The following is a 16,221-nucleotide window of genomic DNA, read 5'->3' on the forward strand; positions in this document are numbered from 1 at the left end:
GTGCGGCTCGGGGCCTTCGTGCTGTGCGGCGCTACGTCAGCTGTCGCCGCCGGCGACGCCGGACGTGCCGGCGTTGACGTCGAGCAGGCGGTACTTCTCCACCGCCTTGGCCACGACGTCGGCCGGGACCTCGCCGCGACGGGCGAGCTGCTGCAGCGTCTTCACGACCATCGACGGGCCGTCGATGAGGAAGTAGCGCCGCGCGGCCGCGCGGGTGTCGGAGAAGCCGAAGCCGTCCGCACCGAGCACCGCGTAGTCACCCGGCACCCAGGCGCGGATCTGGTCCGGCACCAGGTGGTCGTAGTCGCTGGTGGCGACGAACGGACCCTGGGAGCCCGACAGCTTCTGCGTGACGTACGGGGTGCGCGGCTCCGCGGCCGGGTCCACGAGGGCGTCCTTCTCCGCGGCGAGCGCGTCACGACGCAGCTCGTTCCAGCTGGTCACCGACCACACGTCGGCCGACACGCCCCAGTCCTCGGCGAGGAGCTGCTGCGCCTCGAGCGCCCACGGCACGCCCACGCCGGAGGCGAGGAGCTGGGCCTTGGGGCCCTCGACGTCGGACGTCGCGATCCGGTGGATGCCGCGGAGGATGCCGTCGACGTCCACGTCCTCCGGCTCCGCCGGCTGGATCATCGGCTCGTTGTACACCGTGAGGTAGTACATGACGTTCTGGTCGCGGCCGTCGGACCCGTCGCCGTACATGCGCTCGATGCCGTCGCGCATGATGTGGCGGATCTCGTAGCCGTACGCCGGGTCGTACTGGACCATCGCCGTGTTGGTGCCGGCGATGAGCGGCGAGTGGCCGTCGGCGTGCTGCAGGCCCTCACCGGTCAGGGTGGTGCGACCGGCGGTGGCGCCGATGATGAAGCCGCGGGCGAGCTGGTCGCCGGCCGCCCAGAACTGGTCGCCCGTGCGCTGGAACCCGAACATCGAGTAGAAGATGTAGACCGGCACCATGGCCTCGCCGTGCGTCGCATACGACGTGCCGACGGACTGGAAGGCAGCGGCGGAGCCGGCCTCGTTGATGCCGGTGTGCATGATCTGGCCGGACTCGGACTCCTTGTAGCTCAGCATGAGCTCGCGGTCCACGGCGAGGTAGTTCTGCCCCTGCGTGTTGAAGATCTTGGCGCTGGGGAAGATCGCGTCCAGACCGAAGGTGCGGGCCTCGTCCGGGATGATCGGCACGACGCGCTTGCCGAACTCCTTGTCCTTGATGAGGTCCTTGAGCAGGCGCACGAAGGCCATCGTGCTGGCGACGTGCTGCGTGCCCGAGCCCTTCTTGAGGATCTCGTAGGCCTTCGGCTCCGGGAGCGTCAGCGGCTTCGGCGTCGAGCGGCGCTCGGGCAGGAAGCCGCCCAGGTGCCGGCGGCGCTCCAGCATGTACTGGATGCCCTCGTCGTCCATCCCCGGGTGGTAGTACGGGGGCAGGTACGGGTCGGCGTCGAGCTGCTCGTCCGTCAGCGGGATGTGCAGGTTGTCGCGCAGCGCCTTGAGGTCGGAGTTCTTGACCTTCTTCATCTGGTGCGTGGCGTTGCGGCCCGCGAAGCTCGAACCGAGGGCGTAGCCCTTGACCGTCTGCGCGAGGATCACCGTCGGCTGGCCCGTGTGGGCCCGGGCCGCGGAGTACGCCGCGTAGATCTTGCGGTAGTCGTGACCGCCGCGCTTCATGTTCCAGATGTCGTCGTCGGTCATGTTCTCGACGAGGGCCTTCGTCCGCGGGTCGCGGCCGAAGAAGTGCTCGCGGATGAACGCGCCGGACTCCGCGCGGTACGTCTGGTAGTCGCCGTCGGGCGTGGCGTTCATGAGGTTGACCAGGGCGCGGTCCTTGTCCGCGTTGAGCAGGGCGTCCCACTCGCGGCCCCAGACGACCTTGATGACGTTCCAGCCGGCGCCCTTGAACTGGGCCTCCAGCTCCTGGATGATCTTGCCGTTTCCGCGCACCGGGCCGTCGAGGCGCTGCAGGTTGCAGTTCACGACGAACGTCAGGTTGTCGAGCTGCTGGTGCGCCGCCTGCTGCAGCATGCCGCGCGACTCCGGCTCGTCCATCTCGCCGTCGCCGAGGAACGCCCAGACGTCCTGCTGGCTGGTGTCCTTGATGCCGCGGTTGTGCAGGTACTTGTTCGTCCACGCCTGGTAGATCGCCGACGCCGGGCCGAGGCCCATCGAGACCGTCGGGAACTCCCAGAAGTCCGGCAGCATGCGCGGGTGCGGGTACGAGGGCAGGCCGCCGCCGGCGTGCGACTTCTCCTGGCGGAACCCGTCGAGCGTCTCGGCCGACATGCGGCCCTCGAGGAAGCTGCGGGCGTACTGGCCGGGGGAGGAGTGCCCCTGGAAGTACACCTGGTCGCCGCCGCCCGGGTGGTCCTTGCCGCGGAAGAAGTGGTTCAGGCCCACCTCGTACAGCGTCGCGACGGACGCGTAGGAGGAGATGTGGCCGCCCACGGAGATCTCGGGGCGCTGCGCGCGCGTCACCATGACGGCCGCGTTCCAGCGGATCCACGAGCGGTAGCGCCGCTCCATCGCCTCGTCGCCGGGGAAGTACGGCTCGTCGTGCACGGCGATCGTGTTGACGTAGGGCGTCGCGAGCGTCGCGGGGATGTGCACGTTGCGCTCCCGCGCGCGGCGCAGCAGGTTGAGCATGACGTAGCGCGCCCGCGGGCCGCCCTTGTCGTCGATCAGGCCGTCGAACGACTCGACCCACTCGCCGGTCTCGGCGGGGTCGATGTCCGGGACGGCGCTGAGCAGGCCGTTGATCAACGGTCCGGTCTCGTCGTACGAAGCCACCAGCAACCTCTCTCATCTTCGGACGGTGTGCGGCACATGGTCGCCGCCCCGGTCCGTGTCAGGCATCCCGTCGTGAAGGCACCATGGCGCGTGGTCGCGACGGTGCGGACCACGAACGGGTGGTCATCACTCATTGTGTCCCCAGACGGCCCGGGGGAACACCATCGGGCGGTCAAGGATCCGTGATCTACGTCATGCCGCAGGTCGCCGATGTTGCCGAGGTCACTGTGCAGCCCCGCTCCGAGCAAACCACGGGCGTGTGGGGGTTGCCGGGCGGACGTGCTTCCGGTGGACTACGTTGGCGCACACGACAGACGTGCGCCCCGCGCGCGCGTCCGTACGTGTCGGTGATGGTCAGACGGAGAGGAACGAAGGTCCAAAGTGGGTAAGCAGGCGGAATCCCCGGCAGCTCGATTCGGGTTCACGCCCGGTCAGGTCGTGCAGGAGTTCGGGTGGGGAGACGACGTCGACGACGCGCTGCGGGCCGAGGTCGAGGCCGCGGTCGGGAGCGAGCTCGTCGACGAGGACTACGACGACGTCACCGACGGCGTCATCGCGTGGTGGCGCGACGAGGACGGCGACCTCACGGACATGCTCGTCGACGTCCTGACGGTGCTCGACGACGGCGGCCTCATCTGGCTGCTGACGCCGAAGCCGGGGCGCGACGGCCACGTCGGCCACGACGAAATCCAGGAGGCCGCGACCACCGCCGGCCTGCACGCGACGAGCACCTTCGCGGTCGCGCCCGACTGGTCGGCCACCAAGCTGGCCAACCGCGGTCGTGGGCGCTGACGCGGTGACCGGCCGGTGACGGCCTCGGCCCCCGAGGTGCGCCGGCGCGCGGGCGACCCCGCTCCCGACTTCACGCTGCCGGACACCCACGGCACGCCCGTGCACCTCGCCGACCTGCGCGGCGAGCCGGTGCTGCTCGTGTTCTTCCCGTTCGCGTTCTCGGGCATCTGCACCGGTGAGCTGTGCGAGCTGCGCGACAACATCGAGGACTTCGAGGCGGCCGGGGTGCGGGTGCTGGGCGTCTCCACCGACCCGGTCTTCACGCTCAAGGCCTGGCACGAGCAGGAGGGTTTCGGCTTCGACCTGCTCAGCGACTTCTGGCCCCACGGCGCCGTCGCCGACGCCTACGGGGTGTTCGACCCCACCAGCGGCCACGCGCTGCGCGGCACGTTCCTCGTCGACGCCGACGGGATCGTGCGGTGGTCGGTCGTCAACCCGCGCGGCCAGCGGCGCGACCTCCAGGCCTACCGCGAGGCGCTCGCCGAGATCTGACCCAGACGAGGGCCGCGCGGCTGTCCGGCGGGCGCTCCGTCGCCGGGTATTCTTTGCTGCGCTGTCCAGGGCCTGTAGCTCAGCTGGTCAGAGCGCCACGCTTACACCGTGGATGTCGGGGGTTCGAGTCCCTCCGGGCCCACCACCCCCGCATTTCTTGCGCTGACCTGCAGCTCTGCTCCCGCCGTCCGTGGACGCGGATGGACACCAGAGGTCCCGAACGGCCGTTCATTCCCCCCGCCGCACCCCCGCGGGGGAACGGCGGAGTGCCCCACCTTCCTCGCGGGAGGGGGCGGCAACGGCGGCCGGTAAGCGTTCCTTCGGCGAGCTCGAGGCTCGTCGAAGCAAGACCACCCACAAGGTCATCAGCTGGCGCGCGCGGTACATCGGCCCGGACGGTGTGCGGCACTCGCGGGTCTTCGGCTCGGCAAGGGCAGCGACGCCGTCCTCGGACGGGTGAAGACCGAGGCGAGCTACCGGACGGTCGCGATGCCGGAGGAGCTGGCCGGCTCCGGGCGTGGGTTCTGGAGACGTCGGAGACCACACCGGGCGGCGGTCGCGATGATTGTCGCCCGAGCGAGCCGGCCGTCCACCCTTGACGGTCGGATGTAACCACGGTTACATCTATCGCGTGAGTGGGGAATGGGTGCTGCTGAGCTACCGGCTGCCGCGAGAGCCGTCCGCGCCGCGGGTGGCGTTGTGGCGCCGGTTGAAGCGGCTCGGGGCGGCGCAGGTCTCGGACGGTCTGGTCGCGTTGCCCGCGGACGCTCGCACCCGTGAGCAGCTGGAGTGGGCGTGCGAGGAGGTCGTCGAACGCGGCGGCTCCGCGAGCGTGTGGCTGGCCCGTCCCTCGACGTCGTCGCACGAGCGCGAGCTTGCCTCGGCGATGGCCGCGGACCGTGCGGCCGAGTGGGTCGAGGTGTCCGATGCCGCCCGGATCGCTCTCGACGCCGCGCCGACCGAGCAGCGCAGCGCCTTGACGCGGCTGCGGCGCGCCAGCCGGCAGGTGGCGCGCCGCGACTTCTTCCCCACGTCCGAGCGGGACGCCGCGCGTTCGGCGCTGCGTGACCTGGAGGTCCAGGTTGCCACCTACGACGACGCCCCCGCCGGGAGGTCGCGATGAGGTGGGCGACCCGTGCCGGGGTGCACATCGACCGGGCTGCGTGCGCGTGGCTGATCCGCCGCTTCCTCGACCCGCAGGCGCAGTTCGTGTTCGTCACCGACCCAGGCGACGTCCCGGCCGACGCCACCGCGTTCGACATGCGTGGCGTGGAGCTCGGCCACCGCGGCCCGCACTGCAGCTTCGAGACCATCCTCGAGCGGTATGGCCTCACCGACCCGGTCCTGGCCCGCATCGGGCAGATCGTGCACGAGGCCGACCTCGACGACGACCGCTTCGACGCCCCCGAGGCCCCCGGGCTGGACGTCGTCCTGCGCGGCCTGTCCATGACCGGGGACGACGAGGCGACCCTCGCCGTGTCCGGGCCGGTCTTCGACGGCCTGTACGAGTACTTCCGCCGCTCCTACCTGCTCGGCCACGAACCGGCCTGAGCGCCACCACCGAGGATCGCCATGGACGAGCACCCCCTTGACCTGCCCGGCCCCTCGGGCTCCGTCGCCGAGCAGCGCGACCTGGTCCCGTTCCGCACCGCGGTGCGGGCATGGTTCGCGATCTCGTGGCAGACGTTCGGCGGCCCGGCTGGTCAGATCGCCGTCATGCAACGCACCCTCGTCGACGACAAGCGGTGGATCGGCCAGGGCCGCTTCCTGCACGCCCTGAACTACTGCATGCTCCTGCCCGGCCCCGAGGCCCAGCAGCTCGCCGTCTACACCGGCTGGCTCCTCAACGGGCTGCGTGGCGGCCTGGTCGCCGGGATCTTCTTCGTCCTGCCCGGCATGCTCTGCCTGCTCGCCCTGTCCGCGATCTACGTCGCGTTCGGCGACACCCCGCTGGTCACCGGGGTCTTCGCCGGGTTGGCTCCCGCATTGCTGGCCATCGTCGTGCAGGCCGTGACCCGCGTCGGGAAGCGGGCACTGACCAGCCCCGCCCTGATCGCGCTCGCCGTCGCGGCATTCGTCGCACTGACCCTCTTCGCCGTCCCGTTCCCGCTCGTCGTTCTCGGCGCCGGGGTCCTCGGCTGGCTCGTGCACCGGTACGCACCCGGCCTCATCACCGTGCGACGTCCCGCCACCGTCGATGACGGCCCCGCGCCCCTCATCCCCGACGACACCCTGCACTCCGAGCAGCCCTCCGGACGACGCGCCCTGCGTGTCCTGGCCCTCGGGCTGCTCGCCTGGACCGTCCCCGTGGTCGTGGTCGCCCTCACCACCGGCGTGGGCAGCACCGTGACCCAGCAGGGTGTGTTCTTCTCCGGCACCGCGCTGGTCACCTTCGGCGGCGCGTACGCCGTCCTGGCCTACGTCGCCCAACGTGCCGTCGAGACCTATGCCTGGGTCACCCCCACCGAGATGACCAAGGGCCTCGCCCTCGCCGAGACCACCCCCGGCCCTCTCATCATGGTCGTCCAGTTCGTCGCCTTCCTCGGCGCCTACCGCAACCCCGGCGACCTCGACCCCTGGGTCGCAGCCACCCTCGGCGCCCTGCTCACCACCTGGGTCACCTTCGTGCCCTCGTTCCTGTTCATCTTTCTCGGCGCCCCTTACGTCGAGAAGCTGCGGGGCAACCACACGCTCAGCGCAGCGCTCGCGGCCGTCACCGCTGCCGTCGTCGGCGTGATCGCCAACCTCGCCCTCTACTTCGCCACCCATACCCTCTTCGGAGCCTCGACCACCTGGACGACCGGCCCGTTCCAGCTCGAGGTCCCGGACCTCACCACCGTTCAGCCACTCGCCGTCGCCATCGCCGTGACCGCGGCCTGCATGCTCTTCGTCGCGCGCTGGTCCGTCCTACGCACCCTCGGCGCTTGCGCCGCGATCGGACTCGCCACGACCCTCGTCGGGGCGGCGCTCTGATCACACGTGTTGACGCTGAGGCGTGCCACGGCGAGGGCCCCGTCGGGTCGATGCCGAGTCTCCACAACTCGAGCTGCCGTGTCAGAACTGACCGTTTCTGACGTCCCGTGGCCTGTGCTCGACCTGCCGCCGACGCGCCGCTCAGCAACCTGGCTCACACCGTCTCGCTGCGCGTGATCATGGCCGGGCAAGGGGCTTCGACGAGCATTCTGGGCGGCGACGCATCGTGCGGTGCGCTCGACCGCGCACGACGCGTCCTGCCTGACGAGCGCAGGCCGCAACGAGGGCGTGGCTTCCGCGATCGGTGGGCTCAGCGACGAGACGGGTGCTGCACGCGTACGGCAGAGGTACCGGGTGGCCGGTGCGGGGCTGTCCGGGTCGGACGCCCTGATCAATCCCGCGTCGTGATTCCGGGCAGGATCAGCTCGAGCCACCGCTGCCGGACAGGTGCGGGTTGATCCATCGGCGCCGTCGCCATGAGGAGATAGATGTCGGCGACCGTCACGGTCGACCGGACGTCGCCCGCGAGCTGCGCCAGGTGGATGAGTTCTCCGATCGCCGCGGCCGCGCGCGCCTCGTCCGGCTGGTCTCCGTGACCTTCCACGCCGAGCGCCTTGGCTGCGACCTTCACCGCGTGGTGGTGCGCGGTCGACTCCGCGACGCGATCGAGGAACCCCACGACCTCGTCGACCGCGCGCGCACCCTGACGCGCACGTCCCAGCGCAGCCTCGGCGTCGTCGGCCACCTCGGCGACGTACTCGGCGATCACCGCTCCCACGAGGTCGGTCTTGTTCGGGAAGTGCCGGTAGAGGGTGCCGACGGCCACGCCGGCCGACCGTGCGATCTCGTCCATCCCTGCGTCCGGTCCCGTGGCGCTGATCTGCTCCCGGGCTGCCGCCAGGATGCGGCCACGGTTGCGGACCGCGTCGGCTCGTAGCGGACGACTCTGGCTCATCAGTGCTCCTCCCGGTGAGACGCGACCGCACGCTTGCGCGATCGTGAATCGTGGTTCAGCATAGATGGTGAACCACGATTCATCTTACATCGGGAGAGAACATGACCACCAAGGTCGCCCTCGTCACCGGAGCCTCCTCGGGCATCGGTGAGTCCACCGCACGCAAGCTGCAGAGCATCGGATACACCGTCTACGGCGCCGCACGCCGCACCGACCGGCTGCAGAGGCTCGCCGCGGACGGCGTCCGCCCGCTCCGGATGGACGTGACCGACGAGCAGTCGATGAAGGACGGCGTGGCGACGATCGTCGCCGACACCGGCCGGATCGACGTGCTCGTCAACAACGCCGGCTACGGGTCCTACGGCGCGATCGAGGACGTCGACATCGACGAAGGTCGCCGCCAGTTCGAGGTGAACGTGTTCGGCGCGATGAACCTGACCCAGCTCGTGCTGCCCCGCATGCGCGAGCAGAAGTCCGGGACGATCGTGAACATCACGTCCATGGGCGGCAAGATCTACACCCCGCTCGGCGGCTGGTACCACGGCACCAAGTTCGCCCTCGAAGCGCTCAGCGACTGCTTGCGGCTGGAGCTGGCTCCGTTCGGCATCGACGTCGTCGTGATCGAGCCGGGCGGGATCGCCACCGAGTGGGGCGGCATCGCCGCGGACAACCTCGAGAAGACCTCGGCGAACGGCCCGTACGAGCGTCAGGCCGAAGCGGTGGCCAGGTCGCTGCGATCGGAGGCCAACACCCGCCGCAACTCCCCGCCGTCGGTCATCGCCGACGCGATCGCGAAGGCGGTCGCCGCCCGCCGCCCGAAGACCCGCTACGCAGTCGGGTACGGCGCACGCCCCCTCATCGCCGCCGGGAGGATTCTCGGCGACCGACAGTTCGACGCACTCATCACCCGCGCCAGCGGAGTCCCGCGCGACTGACACCCAGACCCCGGGCGTGGTCGGTCGACGAACGGGCAACGCTCAACGTCTGGTCTCGTATCGTGTCAGGACCACACCACCGGGGAACTCTCGCCTCTCCACCAGATCAAGGCTCACCCAGTGCTCGAGCGCCGTGAAGAACGGTCTGCCGGCACCCACGAGCACCGGGTGGGTGACGATCGCGTACTCGTCGATCAGCCCGGCGCGCATGGCGGTCGCGGCGAGCGTGGGGCCGCCCCCGATGTCCAGGGGGCCGCCGTCCTCGGCCTTCAACCGGGTGATCTCGTCGACGACGTCACCGGTGACCACGCGGGCGTTCCAGCCGACAGGCCTCGGCGTCGAGGAGAAGACCACCTTCGGCATGTCTCGCCAGCGGCGGGCGAACTCGACCTGGGCCGGGGTGACGCCGGGCTGCTGATCGGCGGTCGGCCAGTGCGAGCTCATCGTCTCCCACAGCCTGCGCCCGTACAGCGCCAGGCCGGTTGCGGCGACCCGATCGGACCACCACTGGAACCACTCGTCGCTGGGCCGGCTCCAACCGAGGTCGTCGTCCGCCGCGGCCACGTAGCCGTCCAGGCTCACGTTCATCCCATAGGTCAGCTTCCGCATGTCATCTCCTGAGTGTCGATCGTCGGTGGTCGACAGGCTCGATCGGTGTGCCTGCCGGGAGGCGGTAGAACGGCGTCGGCGCCCTCTCAGCCGAAGAACGTCAGGGCGATGCAGCCCAGGCCGAGCGGGACATCGAGGAAGAGGCAGGCCTCCGCCATCGACCGGGGCACCACCTCGTCCCTCCGGTGATGGACGACGTCCCACACGCCGTGGCCGGCGAGCGCGAGCCCCGCGACCACGAGACCGGCCTGGGGATCGATCGCCAGCGCGGTCACGGCCACGGCTCCGAAGCCGACGAGCGCAAGTGCTTGCGGCACTGCGGCTCGCGTCGCCCCGCGCGTCGCGCTGATGCTGAGGAGCACCAGGGCGGTGATGCCCACCCCCGTCCACCAGGGGATCCCCGCGGCCTCGCTCGCCACGATCACGAGCGACGTGCCGAGGACGCTCGCCCACGCGACCCACCGGCGCCCGAATGCCGCCGCGGCGAGGTAGCAGAGCGCGGCCGCGCTCACCCCGATGGCAAGCGTGGCGCGGTCACCCACCCCGGTCGCGAGCAGAGCGGCCGCGACGCCCAGGCCCAGCGCGGCCGGCCAGCGGCTCACGACGCGGCGCACGGTGGCGCCGGACGACGGTTCCAGGGCGGGTGCCGCGGTGCTCGTACGAATCGTGGGTTCCGCGCTCATGTCGTCCTCGCTCCGTCGGGTGGGTGGTGCGTCGTGCAGCCGCGACCTCGTGGACCCAGGCTCCCTCTCGATTCGGGTACGCCCCGGGGGTACCGTCTGGAGTGTCCAGATCCTTGGACCAGGCGTCGCGAAATCGGGGTGGGGCTCATGGACGAGCGTGTCGTCGCGGTCATCGGGTACGCCGGTGCGGAACTTCTCGACATCGCCTGCGTGACCTCCACGCTGGTCCTGGCGAATCGGCTCGGCGCCCGTCCCGGGTACCGGCTCGTGCTGCTCACGCCGGGGAATGCGCCTGTCGCGTGCGACTCCGGCCTGGTGCTGGCGAGCCAGGGCTCCTTGCAGCGCTGGGTCGAGCCGGTCGACACGGTCGTCGTGACCGGCGGGCTCGGGCACGAGGACGCCGGAGCTGATCAGCTCGTGGTCACGCACGTCCGTCGGCTCGCCGCGCTGAGCCGTCGGGTCGCATCCGTGTGCACCGGGGCGACGGTGCTCGCGGCGGCAGGTCTGCTCGACGGGCGCCGTGCGACCACCCACTGGCGGTTCGCGGACCGGCTCGCCCGCGACTACCCGGCCGTCCGCGTCGACCCGGCGCCGATCTACGTCCGGGACGGTCGCGTCTACACGTCGGCCGGGGTGACCAGCGCCCTCGATCTGACGCTGGCGCTGGTCGAGGAGGACCACGGCCCGGAACTCGCGCGCCGCCTCGCCCGGGATCTCGTGACCTACCTCCAGCGTCCGGGGAACCAGGCGCAGATGAGCTCGTTCACCGCGGCGCCGCAGGTGCGCGACGCGTACGTCCGGTCGGTCACGGACCTGGTGACCACGCAGCTCGACGCCGATCTCTCGCTTCGTGCGTTGTCCGCCCACGCCGGTATCAGCGCGCGCCAGCTCAGCAGGCTCTTCGTCCGGCACGTCGGCCGCACCCCCGGGCGCTACGTCCGGCGGGTACGCACCGAAGCAGCCGCGCACCTGCTCGCGTCGACCGACCGCACCGTCAGCGCCATCGCGCGCGACTGCGGTCTCGCCTCTGCCGAGTCGCTGCGGCAGGCGTTCGTCGCCGAGTACGGCATCGCGCCGTCGCGGTACCGCACGGCTCATCGGCGTGCGACGCGGGTCGTCTCGCCGTCCTGACCTGACACGGGCGTCCGGGCGCGATGCCGAGCTCGAGAGCGGTGATACTGTCGCCAAGACAGTAAATTGCTCGCTCAGGAGGCCGTCCATGTCCACCACCGCACGCTTCGCCGACAAGGTCGCCCTCGTGACCGCCTCGGGCGCGGGGATCGGCGCAGCCGTCGCCACCCGGCTCGCCGCCGAGGGGGCCTCGGTCGTCGTCTCCGACGTCGACGCGGAGGCCGGGGCGAAGGTCGTCGAGGGGATCACCGCGTCCGGTGGCCGTGCCGTGTTCCAGGGTGCCGACGTCAGTGACGCCGCGGCCGTCGAGGCGCTGGTCGCGACCGCCGTCGAGACGTTCGGCGGGCTCCACCTGGCGGTGAACAACGCGGGCGTCGGCACGCGGCCGACGCGCGTGCACGAGATGCCGGTCGAGGCCTGGGACCGGGTGGAGGACATCACCCTGCGGGGCACGTTCCTGTGCCTGCGGGCGGAGATCGCGCACATGGCCGCCCACGGCGGTGGGTCGATCGTCAACACCGCGTCGATCGCCGGGCTCAAGGCGTCGCCGGGCATGTCGCCCTACTCCGCGGCCAAGGCGGGTGTCGTCTCCCTCACGCACGCGACGGCCCTGGAGTACGTCCGCGACGGGATCCGCGTCAACGCGGTCGCGCCCGGCGCGATCGAGACCGCCGCGCTCGCGTCGCTCCCCGCCGGGGCGCGCGCGGGCTACGCCGCCGACGTGCCCATGGGGCGCCTCGGGCGCCCCGAGGAGATCGCCGCGGCCACCGCGTTCCTCCTGTCCGACGAGGCGGCCTTCGTCACCGGCGTGGTGCTGCCCGTCGACGGCGGCACGCGGATCGCATGACGCCCGCGACCGGTCCCGAGACCCGGCCCGCGGACGCGGCGGACGTCCCCGGGTACCGCTCGGACCTGCTCGACGCGCTGGTGCGCGTCATGGGCCTGTGGTCCGGCGGAGACCTCATGGCGTCGATCGCGCGCCGCGAGGGCGTGGACCTCGACGCCCCCGCGATCGTCGTCATGACGGTGCTCTGGCGGCATGGTCCCCGACGTCCGTCCGACGTCGCGGAGCACCTGTCGACGGGCGCGTCCAACGTCAGCAAGATCCTCGGCCGCCTCGAGGCCAGGGGGCTCGTCGAGCGGCGGCCCGACCCCGCCGACGCCCGCGCGTCCCGCGTGCACCTCACGCCGGCGGGCGTGGACGTCGCCCGCCGGTTCGTCGAGGGCGGCGACCGGCTGGTGGACGAGCTCCTCGCGGGGTGGGAGGTCTCCGACCGTCGTGCGCTCGCCGTGCTGCTGCGTCGCCTCGAGACCGCCACGGAGGACCATCTGCGCCGGTCGTGACCACCGCGCGTCCGACCCCGCACCGACCCTCCCCGCCACGAACCCCGCAGAGGAGACGCCGAGGCGGGGGAGCGGCCGTCGAGACCACCCCTGCCCGCGTCGTCACCGGCCGGATGACCCGGCGTCCGACTCGTCGGTGCCGCCGCCGACGAGCTCTCGGACCGACTCCGCGTCCGCGTCGATCGTCGCCTGGTCGACACCGTCGGTGGCGGGCACCCGTGCGGCCACCTCGTCGACCAGGTCGGCGGCCTTCCCGCTGTCGATCCACTCGGCGGTCAGGTCGTCGACGGCGGCGTCGATCTTCGCGGCGAGGCCGGCGTCCTCCTTGAACCGGGTGACGAGCGCGTTCTGGCTCGTCATCCCGCCCATGCCACCGCCCCCGGCCCCTCCCGGGCCGCCCTCCATGCCCTCGGGCGGGCCCTGGGCGTCGTCGTCCGACGTGCCGCCACCCTCGCCGCCACCGGGCATCATCCCGCCCATCCCGCCGGGACCGGACATCCCGCCGAGGGCGAGGTTGAGGTCCCAGGACACGACGCTGAGGAGGCCGGTGTCGAGGTCGTAGTACAGGTAGGCGTTCTTGCCCGGCCCGGAGATGGTGTCGAAGTTGTCGATGACCTCCTGCGTGCCCAGGTACCGGGCGAAGGACTCGACGTCGACCCACTGGTCGAGCTCGTCGGCGAACTCCTCGTCCGACGCGCCGTCCAACCACCTCAGGAACGACACGATCGGCTGCAGGTCCTGGCTGCCGACGAGGTTGACCTGCTTGAAGTCGTCCGTGTACTCGGTCTGGTCGTCGCCCTGGTACTCGAACGAGCTCGTCGACAGCAGCTTGTAGAGCACCCCCTCGCCCTCGAGCCCGTCGGCGTACTGCGGGTCGGGGTTCTCGACGACGAGACGGGTCGTGGTCGGACGGTCGTTCACGGCATAGGTGGTGAACGCGTAGTCCTGCGTGGGCTGTCCCGACCGCGCCGTGAGCTCGAGCGCGACCGCCTCGTTGAGCGACGACTCGCTCGACGCGCTCGCGGGCCGGATCGAGAGCTCGGTCCTGCCCTGATAGGCACGGCCCGGCTCGTTCTCGTCGAAGCTCACGAGCAGCGGCAGGTTCTCCGGCTCGGCGGTGGTCAGGGACACCCCGGTGCCGCCGAAACCACCGCCGTCCTCGCCGCCGGGCATCCCGCCTTCCGGCATCTGGCCGTCCGCGGGCGGCTCCATGCCTTCGGGGAGCTCCATGCCCTCGGGCGGCTGGGGCATACCACCCTCGCCGCCGCCCATGCCGCCACCGATGCCGCCCGGCGCGCGCTCGCCCTCCGTGTCGGACCCCGAACGGTCGTCGACCAGCGACGAGAGCGTGGAGTTGCCCTTGAGGCGCACGGCCACGTCCTCGATCGTGGTGCCGTCGATGGTGATGTCGGCGGACATCCACTCCTTCTCGCCGTCGGCGAAGTAGGCGTCGAGCATCTCGTCGTAGCGCTCCTGCGTGTACGACAGCGAGATCTCGTGGTCCACGGAGTCGTCGAAGAGGTCGATCGACCCCGTGATGTCCTGGGTGAGGCGTTCTTCGTCGGTGACGGCGGCCGAGCTCGTGGAGTACGGCCGGATCGTCAGGTCCCCGAAGAAGGTCAGGGCGACGGCCACCCCGACGACTCCCGCGGTCAGGGGCTTCCAGTGCTGGCGCAGCCGCACCGGGAGGCGCTGGCGAAGGCTTGCGAGACTCATGTTCACCTGATTGGTCACCCGCTCACATGTCGGACTGGTCGTACCCGGTCAGGACGGTGACCTTCTGGCCGGAGTTGATCGCGCCGAGCGCCTCGATGACCTCGGCGGTCGTGACGCCGCCCTGGAGACGCACGGAGTAGAAGAGCTCGGTCAGGGCGCCGCCGCGCACGGTCTCGACGCTCACCAGCTCGAACTCCTGGGTCAGACGGATCAGCACGTCGGCGACGTCCTGCTGGTACCGGGGCTCGGGCGGCACCTGGACCTTGACCACCTGTCGCTGGATGTCGAGCTTGAACCAGTCGAAGCGCTGCATGAGGAAGATGACGAGCAGGATGATCGCGGTCGCCGCGGCGGCCAGCAGGTAGAAGCGCGTGCCGACGGCCATGCCGATCGCCATCACGAGGAAGATGAACCCGACGTCGCGGGTCTCCTTGATCGCGTTGCGGAACCGGATCACGGACAGGGCGCCGACGAGCGCGAAAGCGCGGGCGATGTTCGACCCGACGACCAGCATGATCACGGCGACGACCATGCCGATGATGACGAGGGTCTGGACGTAGGACTGGCTGTAGGAGATGTTCCGGTGCGTCCGCTTGTACACCCAGCCGATGGCCGAGGACAGGACGAAGGACAGCACCAGCGTCATCGCGACGTCGAAGACGGAGAAGGTTCCGCTCAGATCTTGCAGGTTCATCGGACGAGGACACTCTTTCGGTTCGGGGCGTCGGCGACGCCGGTCGGGGTGGTGGGGTCGGTGGTCTGGACGCTGGCGGGGTCGCCGAGGACGGCCTCGAGCTCGTCCGGGGCGTGCATGGTCGAGCGCGGCGCGAGGCCGAAGGCCTGCACGCTCTGGCAGTACTTCGAGATCCGCACGACGTCGAGGCTCATGCGGGCGGTGAGGTCCGTGACCCACGCCGGCACGCGCTCGTTGGCCTTGACCTCGAGCACGGACAGGCGGGCGGGCAGGATGAGCCGGTTCGGGGCCTCGGAGGCGAGGTGGAAGTCGCGGTCGCGGCCGCGCAGGCGGTGGTCGAGGGTGACGCGCAGACCGAGGTCGGCCTCGCGCCCCACCCAGGCCTCGCGGTGGTACCCGGTGGTCACCGTCGGGCGCAGGTCGAGCTCGCCCACCAGGGTCGACACCTCGTCGAGGAAAGCGCGCTCGCGGGGGCTGACCTCGCCCTCGGGCTCGTAGCCCTCCGGCGAGCAGAGCCGCAGCGCGTCCCGGTACGGCAGCACGACGCGGCGCTTCTGCGTGACGCGGTTGACGCGCTGCTTGATCTCGACGAAGACCGTCGAGTCCGGCGTCAGGTCGTCGGCCGTGCCGTAGTGCCGCACGCGCAGCTTGCGCCGGAACTTCAGGCCCTCGATCTTCTCCCAGTAGAACGTCAGCCGGGCGGTGTCGTAGTAGACGCTGGTGATCGGGTAGCCCCGCTCGCCGGAGTACGCGTCGTCGTCCATGTGCCGGCGCAGCTCGGCGCGGAGCTCCTCGGCCTGGTCCTGCGGCACGAGGTACTTGATCTCGAACCGGTTGAACGCGTGCAGGCGGCTCGCGGTGGCGGTGCGTGCCGAGGACGCGGGGCCGGCGGGACGACCCGGGTGCTGCGGTCCGGGGTCGCTGGCTGTCGTCCGGGTCTCGGAACGTCGGGACCGACGTCGCACGGGAGGCTCCTCTCGTCGGTGCCGGGGCGGCGCCGGGGATGAACGACGGCCGTCCGGCAGGTGAACAACCGGGAACCTGCAGGCTGGCGGGGCAACTTATGCGCCCGCTGAGATCTGCGGGTTCACGGGCGAAGACATAGCGGGCTCA

The 16,221-nt window shown here is 71.0% G+C and carries 16 protein-coding genes and 1 tRNA gene; 10 read left to right on the forward strand and 7 right to left on the reverse strand.

The features are described 5' to 3' along the window. Positions 1 to 36: 36 nt before the first annotated feature. On the reverse strand, positions 37 to 2,784 hold the full coding sequence (gene aceE, locus ACFQ80_RS10645) for a pyruvate dehydrogenase (acetyl-transferring), homodimeric type (protein ID WP_430563629.1): 2,748 nt from the start codon (positions 2,782 to 2,784) through the stop codon (positions 37 to 39). A 381-nt stretch (positions 2,785 to 3,165) separates the two neighbouring features. Here aceE and ACFQ80_RS10650 point away from each other — a divergent pair, with 381 nt between their 5' ends. The 6 genes from ACFQ80_RS10650 to chrA all read left to right on the forward strand — a co-directional run bounded on the left by ACFQ80_RS10650 (position 3,166) and on the right by chrA (position 7,041). Beyond that, positions 3,166 to 3,576, forward strand: a complete 411-nt coding sequence (locus ACFQ80_RS10650; protein ID WP_429764203.1) for a DUF3052 domain-containing protein — start codon at positions 3,166 to 3,168, stop codon at positions 3,574 to 3,576. A 15-nt stretch (positions 3,577 to 3,591) separates the two neighbouring features. Continuing rightward, positions 3,592 to 4,068: a peroxiredoxin gene (locus ACFQ80_RS10655; RefSeq protein ID WP_430563630.1), complete on the forward strand. Its 477-nt coding sequence runs from the start codon at positions 3,592 to 3,594 to the stop codon at positions 4,066 to 4,068. Between the two features lie 68 nt (positions 4,069 to 4,136). Continuing rightward, positions 4,137 to 4,213: transfer RNA gene (locus ACFQ80_RS10660), tRNA-Val, on the forward strand. A gap of 486 nt (positions 4,214 to 4,699) precedes the next feature. Continuing rightward, a complete protein-coding gene (locus ACFQ80_RS10665) occupies positions 4,700 to 5,191 on the forward strand; it encodes a Chromate resistance protein ChrB (protein ID WP_430563631.1) in 492 nt (163 codons plus the stop codon). Further along, on the forward strand, positions 5,188 to 5,619 hold the full coding sequence (locus ACFQ80_RS10670) for a chromate resistance protein ChrB domain-containing protein (RefSeq protein ID WP_430563632.1): 432 nt from the start codon (positions 5,188 to 5,190) through the stop codon (positions 5,617 to 5,619). The genes ACFQ80_RS10665 and ACFQ80_RS10670 overlap by 4 nt, the downstream gene beginning before the upstream one ends. A gap of 21 nt (positions 5,620 to 5,640) precedes the next feature. Further along, the gene (chrA, locus tag ACFQ80_RS10675) at positions 5,641 to 7,041 is read left to right on the forward strand and encodes a chromate efflux transporter (protein WP_430563633.1); all 1,401 of its coding nucleotides are present in this window, start codon (positions 5,641 to 5,643) and stop codon (positions 7,039 to 7,041) included. Between the two features lie 391 nt (positions 7,042 to 7,432). On the opposite strand, the gene ACFQ80_RS10680 is transcribed toward chrA, so the two are convergent. Beyond that, positions 7,433 to 7,996 (reverse strand): helix-turn-helix domain-containing protein, encoded by a 564-nt coding sequence (locus ACFQ80_RS10680; RefSeq protein WP_430550016.1) that lies wholly within the window; start codon positions 7,994 to 7,996, stop codon positions 7,433 to 7,435. Between the two features lie 101 nt (positions 7,997 to 8,097). Between ACFQ80_RS10680 and ACFQ80_RS10685 the strand changes: the two genes are divergently transcribed. Beyond that, positions 8,098 to 8,931 carry an oxidoreductase gene (locus ACFQ80_RS10685; RefSeq protein WP_430563634.1) on the forward strand — a complete coding sequence of 278 codons (834 nt, stop codon included), beginning with the start codon at positions 8,098 to 8,100 and terminating at the stop codon, positions 8,929 to 8,931. Between the two features lie 42 nt (positions 8,932 to 8,973). Here the strand turns inward: ACFQ80_RS10685 and ACFQ80_RS10690 are convergent, their stop codons facing one another. Then, entirely contained in the window at positions 8,974 to 9,540 is a 567-nt protein-coding gene (locus ACFQ80_RS10690) for a dihydrofolate reductase family protein (RefSeq protein ID WP_430563635.1), read from the reverse strand. A gap of 86 nt (positions 9,541 to 9,626) precedes the next feature. Continuing rightward, positions 9,627 to 10,223, reverse strand: coding sequence for a hypothetical protein (locus ACFQ80_RS10695; protein ID WP_430563636.1), 597 nt, complete (start codon positions 10,221 to 10,223; stop codon positions 9,627 to 9,629). 147 nt (positions 10,224 to 10,370) lie between these two features. Between ACFQ80_RS10695 and ACFQ80_RS10700 the strand changes: the two genes are divergently transcribed. The 3 genes from ACFQ80_RS10700 (at position 10,371) to ACFQ80_RS10710 (ending at position 12,698) form a co-directional block, all read left to right on the forward strand. Beyond that, positions 10,371 to 11,354: a GlxA family transcriptional regulator gene (locus tag ACFQ80_RS10700; RefSeq protein ID WP_430563637.1), complete on the forward strand. Its 984-nt coding sequence runs from the start codon at positions 10,371 to 10,373 to the stop codon at positions 11,352 to 11,354. 88 nt (positions 11,355 to 11,442) lie between these two features. Next, the gene (locus ACFQ80_RS10705) at positions 11,443 to 12,201 is read left to right on the forward strand and encodes an SDR family NAD(P)-dependent oxidoreductase (RefSeq protein WP_430563638.1); all 759 of its coding nucleotides are present in this window, start codon (positions 11,443 to 11,445) and stop codon (positions 12,199 to 12,201) included. Further along, positions 12,198 to 12,698 (forward strand): MarR family winged helix-turn-helix transcriptional regulator, encoded by a 501-nt coding sequence (locus ACFQ80_RS10710; RefSeq protein ID WP_430563639.1) that lies wholly within the window; start codon positions 12,198 to 12,200, stop codon positions 12,696 to 12,698. Before ACFQ80_RS10705 ends, ACFQ80_RS10710 begins: the two co-directional genes overlap by 4 nt. Positions 12,699 to 12,800: 102 nt before the next feature. On the opposite strand, the gene ACFQ80_RS10715 is transcribed toward ACFQ80_RS10710, so the two are convergent. From ACFQ80_RS10715 to ACFQ80_RS10725, 3 genes are read right to left on the reverse strand one after another with little or no spacing between them, the layout of a single operon-like run. Then, positions 12,801 to 14,414, reverse strand: coding sequence for a CotH kinase family protein (locus tag ACFQ80_RS10715; protein WP_430563640.1), 1,614 nt, complete (start codon positions 14,412 to 14,414; stop codon positions 12,801 to 12,803). Between the two features lie 22 nt (positions 14,415 to 14,436). Next, positions 14,437 to 15,108, reverse strand: coding sequence for a DUF4956 domain-containing protein (locus ACFQ80_RS10720; protein WP_430550008.1), 672 nt, complete (start codon positions 15,106 to 15,108; stop codon positions 14,437 to 14,439). Further along, positions 15,105 to 16,073, reverse strand: coding sequence for a polyphosphate polymerase domain-containing protein (locus ACFQ80_RS10725; protein WP_430563641.1), 969 nt, complete (start codon positions 16,071 to 16,073; stop codon positions 15,105 to 15,107). Before ACFQ80_RS10725 ends, ACFQ80_RS10720 begins: the two co-directional genes overlap by 4 nt. Positions 16,074 to 16,221 lie beyond the last annotated feature (148 nt).

It is taken from the genome of Isoptericola sp. NPDC056578 (assembly GCF_042793275.1).
Lineage (GTDB): Bacteria > Actinomycetota > Actinomycetes > Actinomycetales > Cellulomonadaceae > Isoptericola.

Excerpts from the sequence above, each read along its gene's own strand:
- ACFQ80_RS10705 (WP_430563638.1), top strand. The coding sequence starts at position 11,443 with ATGTCCACCACCGCACGCTTCGCCGACAAGGTCGCCCTCGTGACCGCC.
- ACFQ80_RS10700 (WP_430563637.1), top strand. The coding sequence starts at position 10,371 with ATGGACGAGCGTGTCGTCGCGGTCATCGGGTACGCCGGTGCGGAACTT.
- ACFQ80_RS10690 (WP_430563635.1), bottom strand. The coding sequence starts at position 9,540 with ATGCGGAAGCTGACCTATGGGATGAACGTGAGCCTGGACGGCTACGTG.
- ACFQ80_RS10670 (WP_430563632.1), top strand. The coding sequence starts at position 5,188 with ATGAGGTGGGCGACCCGTGCCGGGGTGCACATCGACCGGGCTGCGTGC.
- ACFQ80_RS10685 (WP_430563634.1), top strand. The coding sequence starts at position 8,098 with ATGACCACCAAGGTCGCCCTCGTCACCGGAGCCTCCTCGGGCATCGGT.
- chrA (WP_430563633.1), top strand. The coding sequence starts at position 5,641 with ATGGACGAGCACCCCCTTGACCTGCCCGGCCCCTCGGGCTCCGTCGCC.
- ACFQ80_RS10695 (WP_430563636.1), bottom strand. The coding sequence starts at position 10,223 with ATGAGCGCGGAACCCACGATTCGTACGAGCACCGCGGCACCCGCCCTG.
- ACFQ80_RS10710 (WP_430563639.1), top strand. The coding sequence starts at position 12,198 with ATGACGCCCGCGACCGGTCCCGAGACCCGGCCCGCGGACGCGGCGGAC.
- ACFQ80_RS10720 (WP_430550008.1), bottom strand. The coding sequence starts at position 15,108 with ATGAACCTGCAAGATCTGAGCGGAACCTTCTCCGTCTTCGACGTCGCG.
- ACFQ80_RS10715 (WP_430563640.1), bottom strand. The coding sequence starts at position 14,414 with ATGAGTCTCGCAAGCCTTCGCCAGCGCCTCCCGGTGCGGCTGCGCCAG.
- ACFQ80_RS10680 (WP_430550016.1), bottom strand. The coding sequence starts at position 7,996 with ATGAGCCAGAGTCGTCCGCTACGAGCCGACGCGGTCCGCAACCGTGGC.